This is a genomic window from Brevundimonas sp. UBA7534 (genome assembly GCF_002479325.1).
In the GTDB taxonomy this organism is placed as follows: domain Bacteria; phylum Pseudomonadota; class Alphaproteobacteria; order Caulobacterales; family Caulobacteraceae; genus Brevundimonas.
In genome coordinates this window covers 8,072-14,831 of record NZ_DLMO01000183.1, presented here as the reverse complement: position 1 = coordinate 14,831, position 6,760 = coordinate 8,072, and the positions used below count along the sequence as shown (strand labels likewise).

Here is a 6,760-nt window from a genome sequence, read left to right as displayed (position 1 = left end):
GCCCTGCTGGAGAACGCCCCCGCCTGCAACGGCTGGACCTACTGGCGCTTCAAGACCGACCAGGGCTTCAAGTCCATCGACGCGCTGCGCGCCGAAGTGCGCGCCGCGCTTTGAAATCCGGCGACGGACTGTCGCACCAGGAACAACAAAGGGTTAGCCCGCACGGCGAGCGATTGCGTGCGTTTCCGTACACGCAGCTTTGCCATAAGCCACCGAAACCCCTGCAAAATTTCGTATTGACCCCACGGAACTTCGCAGGTGCGAAATCATTGTGATCCAAGGCCTCGAAGCAGGACGGGGCCGGAGCACACATCATGAAGATCGCCCAGGTCACCCCCTTGTACGAAGCCGTGCCGCCGCGGCTTTACGGCGGAACCGAACGTGTGGTGGCCCACCTCACGGACGCCCTGGTCGACCTGGGCCACGACGTCACCCTGTTCGCCAGCGCCGACGCCCATACCAAGGCGCGGCTGGTGCCGGTGCGAGACCAGGCGATCCGCCTGGATCCGGCCCCGCTGAAGTCGGACCTGGCGGCCCATATCACCATGCTGACCGAGGTGCTGGACCGCGCGGACGACTTCGACGTCATCCACTTCCACACCGACATGATCCACTTCCCGCTGTTCCGTCAGTACGCCGACAAGACGATCACCACCCTGCATGGCCGGCTGGACATGAAGGATCTGCCTGGCGTCTACCAGCGCTGGGACCAATACGGTCTGGTCTCGATCTCGGACGATCAGCGCAAGCCGCTGTCCTTCGCCAACTGGAAGGCCACGGTTCACCACGGGATGCCGGGCGACCTCTATCGCTTCGCGCCCAAGTCCGAGGGTTACCTGGCGTTCCTGGGACGCATTTCCCCGGAAAAGCGCCCCGACCGCGCCATCGAGATCGCCACCAAGCTGGGCAAGCCCCTGAAGATAGCGGCCAAGGTCGACGCGGCCGACAAGCGATATTGGGAAGAGGTGATCCAGCCGCTGGTCGTCGGCAATCCCTTGGTCGAGTTCGTCGGCGAGATCGGCGACCACCAGAAGTCGGCCTTCCTGGGGGGAGCCGACGCCCTGCTGTTTCCCATCGACTGGCCCGAGCCGTTCGGTCTGGTGATGATCGAGGCCATGGCCTGCGGCACGCCGGTGATCGCCTTCCGCTGCGGCTCCACGCCCGAGGTGATCGAGGATGGGGCCACCGGCTTCCTGGTCGATACGATGGAGCAGGCTGTCGCCGCTGCGGGCCGCGCCCATCTGCTGGATCGCGAAGCCATCCGGGCGCGCTTCGACCTGCGGTTCTCGGCGACCGCCATGGCGCGGCGCTATCTGGACGTCTACGGCGATCTGCTGGCCAAGCGCCCGTTCGCCGAGACTTCCTTGCCAGAGGTCGTCACGCCGCTTCGTCCGATGGACGAGGAGCGCAGCTTCGCGGCCCTGGCCTGATCGACCGTCGCCAGTGAAAATTCAGGCGGCGGAGGTGAACCCTCCGCCGCCTTCTTCATTTGCATGGCAAGCGGCCATTCAGCGCCGCATTCGGGTGGAATGCTCGTATCGGCCTTTCAACAAGGGGAAGACCGCGTGGACGACGCCTATTCGACCCAACTGACCGCCGGCGAATCCGTCGAAGCTTCCGGCCTGGAACAGCTGATGGCGCTGAAGGAAGGCGACGCCTTCCTTGTCGCCGACGGCTGGGGCGACATGAGGGGCGGTGCCGACGGGCTGTTCGCCGGCGACACCCGCGTCCTGTCGCGATGGGTGATGAATGTGGGGCAACTTCGGCCCTCGCGCCTGTCATCGGGCGTCAGCCAGGACAACGTCTTCTTCTCCTGCCACACCACCAACCGTCCGCTGCCCCCGATGGGCGGTCGGTCGGCGCCCGCCGGGGTGCTGCACATCGAGCGGCGGCGCTTCCTCTGGGGCCGGCGGATGTTCGAGCGCGTCCAGATGACCAACCACGGGGTCGAGGACGTGCTGCTGCCGTTGTCGTTCGAGTTCGGGGCCGACTTCGCCGACATCTTCCAAGTGCGCGGCACTCCCCGCCCCCGCCGCGGAACCATCCATCCGCCGGAGATGGACGGAAGGCGCGTCACCTTCCGCTACACCGGTCTTGATGCGGTCGAGCGCCGCAGTTGCCTGGCCTTCTCCGAGCCGCCCGCGCGCCTGAGCGCGACGCGCGCCGAGTTCATGTTCAGCCTGCCCAAGGGCCGCCAGGTGGAGTTGTTCGTCGAATGCGGCGTCGACAGCTGCGAGGCGCCCGACCCCACCCGGTGGCGGCTGAACGCCATCCAGGCGCGCCTGGCCATGCGGGCCAAGCGTCGCCGCGGAGCGACGGTGCGCGGCCCGCGCAGCCCGCGCTTCAACGACTGGCTGGACCAGTCGCGCGCCGACATGGCGCTGTTGACCACCGATCTGCCGACCGGCCCCTACCCCTACGCCGGAACGCCGTGGTTCTCGACCCCGTTCGGGCGCGACGGCATCATCGCCGCCTGGCAGATGCTGTGGCTGGACCCGTCGCTGGCCAAGGGCGTGCTGACCTACCTGGCGTCGCGCCAGGCTACCGAGACCAGCGCCTTCCAGGACAGCCAACCCGGCAAGATCATGCACGAGACGCGCGGCGGCGAAATGAGCGCCCTGCACGAAGTGCCCTTCGGCCTCTACTACGGCGGCGTCGACACGACCTGCCTGTTCATCGCCCTGGCCGGCGCCTACGCCAGCCGCACCGGCGATCTGGACCTGATCCGCAAGCTGTGGCCCAACCTGATCGCGGCGGCCGACTGGATGCGCGACTATGGCGACAGCAACGGCGACGGCCTGATCGACTATCAGCGCGGCGCCGACACCGGCCTGTCGAACCAGGGCTGGAAGGATTCCGAGGATTCCATCTTCCACGCCGATGGCCGGTTCCCCAAGGGGCCGATCGCCCTGCTGGAGGTGCAAGGCTACGCCTTCGCCGCCTGGCGCGCCCTGGCCGACCTGGGCGAGCGACTGCATGACGACCGCGCGCCCGAATGGCGGATGAGGGCCGAACAGGTCCGCGCTCTGGTGGAAGAGAAATACTGGATGGAGGACCAGGGCTTCTACGCCGTGGCCCTGGATGGAGACGGGGAGCCCTGCCGCGCCATCGCCTCCAACGCCGGCCACCTGCTGTTCACCGGCCTGCCGTCGGCCGAGCGCGCGCGCAAGGTGACGAAGCGGCTGCTGTCGGCCGAGTTCCGCACCGGCTGGGGCGTTCGGACCCTGGAACTGGGCCAGGCGCGCTACAATCCGATGAGCTATCATAACGGGTCGGTCTGGCCCCACGACACCGCCATGGCCGCCGCCGGCATGGCCAACTACGGCGAGCGCGGCGCCGTGGCCGAAATCCTGAGCGAAATCTTCGACGCCGCCACCCATTTCCACCTGCGCCTGCCGGAACTGTTCTGCGGCTTTGCGCGGACGCCGGGCGAGCCGCCCATCGCCTATCCCGTCGCCTGCCTGCCCCAGGCTTGGGCGGCCGGGTCGGTGTTCCTGATGCTGCAGGCGGCGCTGGGCCTGTCGATCGACGCCTGGACCGGAACCGTCGACATGGCGGATCCGACCCTGCCCGACGGGCTCGAGCGGCTGCTGATCCGCAACCTGACGGTGGGCGAGGCCAGCCTGGACCTGGCTATCCAGCGCGTCGACGGACGCTCGGTCGTCATCCCGCGCAACAAGCAAGGCCGGGTTTCCGTGCGAACCCTGCGTTAGAAAAGGTCCGGCGCCAGGCCTCGGTCCAGCGCCTTGGCGAAGACGGTAGGTAGGGCGGCGCGGGCGGCGTCCGGGTCGCTCCATTGATAGGCGTCGCCGCCGCCGGCCCGGATCGAGCGGACGTGCAGGGTCAGGCCGAAGTGGGTGAAGACGTGCTCGACCGCGCCGGCGTCGCGCCAATCCCCCGGGAACGGCGGCGTGCGGGGCTCGACAACGGTCGCCCAGTCGCTGGTGGGCAGACCCAGCATTCCGCCCAGCAGGCCCTTGTCCGGCCGCCGCTCCAGCGCCACCCGCCCCTTGTCGTCCAGGATCACATAGGCCACCCCGTGACGACGCGGCTTGTCGGCCTTCTTTGCCCGGACGGGAAATCGCTCAGGCGCGCCCGCGGCGAAGCCCGCGCAGTCGGCGCTGATCGGGCACTGGCCGCACAAAGGCGAGCGGGGTCGGCACACGGTCGCGCCCAGGTCCATCAGCGCCTGGGCCCAGTCGCCGGGCCGATGATCACTGACGAAGCGCGCCGCCAGCCGCTTCAGTTCGGGCCGCGCGGCCGGAAGCGGCGTCTCCAGCGCGAACAGGCGGGCCATGACCCGCTCGACATTGCCGTCGACCACATTGGCCGGGCGGTCAAAGGCGATGGCCGTCACGGCGGCGGCGGTGTAGGCGCCGACCCCCGGCAGGGCCAGCAAAGCCGCCTCTGTCTCGGGAAAGACGCCGCCGTGATCGCGCGCCACCGCCCGGGCGCAGGCCAGCAGGTTGCGGGCGCGGGCGTAGTAGCCCAGCCCCGCCCAGGCGGCCATGACCTCGGCGTCCTCGGCGGCCGCCAGGTCGGACACCGTCGGCCAGCGCGCGGTGAAGTTCAGGAAATAGGGCGTGGCGTGGACCGTGGTGGTCTGCTGCAGCATCACCTCCGACAGCCAGACGCGATACGGCTCGGTCCGGCCGGCCGCACCCGGCGGCGCGCGCCAGGCCAGCGCGCGCGCATGGGCGTCGTACCAGGCCAGCAGCCGGGAACGGATCGGGGCGATGTCGGGAGAGACTGGCGGCATGGGTCGGGCTATATAGGCCCATGCGCCGCATCCTGCCCACAGAAGCCGAGGCCCGCGAAATCCTGTCGCGACGGCGCACCCGGCCGGCGCCCCGCCCGGCGCCCCGTGCGGGCAAGGCGCTGACGCCGCTGATCAAGAAGCTGGACGCGCAGTTCGGACGCGGCGCCGGCGCGCTGGAGCCGCGCTGGCGCGAGATCGTCGGCGACCGGCTGGCCCGCGTCACCCGCCCCCAGAAGCTGACCAAGGGGCGGGGCGGCCAGCCCGGCGTGCTGGAGCTCCGCGTCGCGGGCGCCGCGGCCCTTCTGGTCCAGCACCAGTCGGAAGAGATCCTGGCCCGCGTCAACCTGTTCCTGGGCGATGGCGCGGTGGGAAAACTTCGGATCGCCCAAGGCCCGGTCAAACCGCTGGCCGAGCCGGCCCAACGGCCGAAATCCAGCCGCACGCCCGTTCCCTTGCCCGCCGCCGCCGAGGCCGAACTGGCCGCCTCGATCGCCCAGGCCCCCGATGCGCTGAAGGCCGCCTTGGCGCGGCTGGGCCGCGCGGCGATGTCGCGGACGAACGGCGACGATTGACAAACCTTCGCCGCACCTGTTCTCGAAAAGTCTCGGCTTGCACGGTTCCGGGGGAATCGCGCGATCATCCGTCATAGCGCTGACCAAGGACGTCCCATGGCCCCGACCGAATCCCGTTTCGCCCGCATGAGCCGCCGCGCCGCCATCACCGGCGCCGCCCTGGCGGCGATGGCTCTCTCCGCCTGCAACGGGGGCGCCAAGGGCGCGGCCGAGGGCGACATGGCCATGGGCGCCCCGGAAGGCGCCAAGGTCACGGTGGTCGAATACGCCTCCGTCACCTGCCCGCACTGCGCCCTTTGGCAAACAAACACCTGGCCGGGCTTCAAGGCCAAGTACGTCGACACCAACAAGGTCCGCTACATCTTCCGCGAGCTGCCCACGCCGCCGGTCGACGCCGCGACCGCCGGCTTCCTGGTCGCGCGCTGCGCCGGCGACGACAAGTATTTCGACGTGGTGCACCAACTGATGGCGACGCAACAGGAGATGATCACCACCTCGCCGCGCGACTGGCTGCTGCGCACCGCCCAGGCCGCGGGGCTGTCGGAAGAACAGTTCAACCAGTGCATCACCGACAAGGACGCCATCGCCGCCATGGATCAGCGCATCCAGGCCGCCCGCGCCCAGGGCGTGACCGGCACCCCGGCCTTCTACGTCAACGGCACTCAGGTCATCACTCCCGGCGGCGAGGGCGCCAGCCTGGCCGACCTGTCGACCGCCATCGACGCCGAACTGAACAAGTGAAGACCGGCATGATCCGATCCGCGCTGCTGGGGCTGGCCCTGCTGGCCGCCGCGCCCGCCGCCGCTCTGGCGGCCGAGCCGGCGGCGGTCACCCCCGCCGACCGGACCCTGGGTTCGGCGGACGCGCCGGTTACGGTGATCGAATATTCGTCCCTGACCTGCCCGCACTGCGCGGCCTGGACCAACACGGTCCTGCCCGAGTTCAAGACGCGGTTCGTCGACACGGGCCAGGTCCGCTTCGTCTATCGCGACCTGCCGACCGCGCCGGCGCCCGTGGCGACCCTGGCGGCCAAGGTCACGCGCTGCGTCGCGCCGGACAAGGCCTTCGCCGCCATCGAACTGATGATGGCCCAGCAGGAGGCGGCGCACCTGATGCGCTATCCGGCCGGCTGGTTCCTGAACGCCATCGACGTCGGCGGCCGCACGGCCGAAGAGGTCGGCGCCTGCGTCGAGGATCCGGCCACCCAGGCGGCGCTGGACGCACAGATCGCCGACGCCCAGGCCGCCGGCGTCACCGGCACGCCCAGCTTCTTCGTCAACGGCAAGCGGGTGGAGAACACTTCGCTGGACGGCCTGGCCGCGGCGATCGAGCCGCTGCTGCCCTGACCGCCTGAGCCGATGCAGTTTCAGCGCCTGCGGCTCGTCGGCTTCAAGTCCTTTGTCGACCCGGCCGAGGTGCAGATCGAGGC

Annotated in this window: 6 protein-coding genes and 2 pseudogenes; 7 read left to right on the top strand and 1 reads right to left on the bottom strand. The window is 69.7% G+C overall.

All coding sequences use genetic code 11. The features are described from left to right. The 3 genes and pseudogenes from B2U11_RS15435 to B2U11_RS15425 form a co-directional block, all read left to right on the top strand. Positions 1 to 114, top strand: a pseudogene (locus tag B2U11_RS15435) (site-specific DNA-methyltransferase); the annotation flags it as partial. 200 nt (positions 115 to 314) lie between these two features. Then, the gene (locus tag B2U11_RS15430; protein WP_292073059.1) at positions 315 to 1,430 is read left to right on the top strand and encodes a glycosyltransferase family 4 protein; all 1,116 of its coding nucleotides are present in this window, start codon (positions 315 to 317) and stop codon (positions 1,428 to 1,430) included. Positions 1,431 to 1,565: 135 nt separating this feature from the next. Continuing rightward, on the top strand, positions 1,566 to 3,713 hold the full coding sequence (locus tag B2U11_RS15425) for an amylo-alpha-1,6-glucosidase (protein WP_292073057.1): 2,148 nt from the start codon (positions 1,566 to 1,568) through the stop codon (positions 3,711 to 3,713). Here the strand turns inward: B2U11_RS15425 and mutY are convergent. Next, on the bottom strand, positions 3,710 to 4,759 hold the full coding sequence (gene mutY / locus B2U11_RS15420; protein ID WP_292073055.1) for an A/G-specific adenine glycosylase: 1,050 nt from the start codon (positions 4,757 to 4,759) through the stop codon (positions 3,710 to 3,712). The two genes, B2U11_RS15425 and mutY, sit on opposite strands and share 4 nt — an antisense overlap. A gap of 20 nt (positions 4,760 to 4,779) precedes the next feature. Between mutY and B2U11_RS15415 the strand changes: the two genes are divergently transcribed. The 4 genes and pseudogenes from B2U11_RS15415 to B2U11_RS15805 form a co-directional block, all read left to right on the top strand. After that, entirely contained in the window at positions 4,780 to 5,331 is a 552-nt protein-coding gene (locus tag B2U11_RS15415) for a DUF721 domain-containing protein (RefSeq protein WP_292073054.1), read from the top strand. 96 nt (positions 5,332 to 5,427) lie between these two features. Continuing rightward, entirely contained in the window at positions 5,428 to 6,072 is a 645-nt protein-coding gene (locus B2U11_RS15410) for a DsbA family protein (RefSeq protein ID WP_292073053.1), read from the top strand. A gap of 8 nt (positions 6,073 to 6,080) precedes the next feature. Continuing rightward, positions 6,081 to 6,677 (top strand): thioredoxin domain-containing protein, encoded by a 597-nt coding sequence (locus tag B2U11_RS15405; protein ID WP_292073052.1) that lies wholly within the window; start codon positions 6,081 to 6,083, stop codon positions 6,675 to 6,677. Between the two features lie 12 nt (positions 6,678 to 6,689). Continuing rightward, positions 6,690 to 6,760: pseudogene (locus B2U11_RS15805) on the top strand (hypothetical protein); the annotation flags it as partial.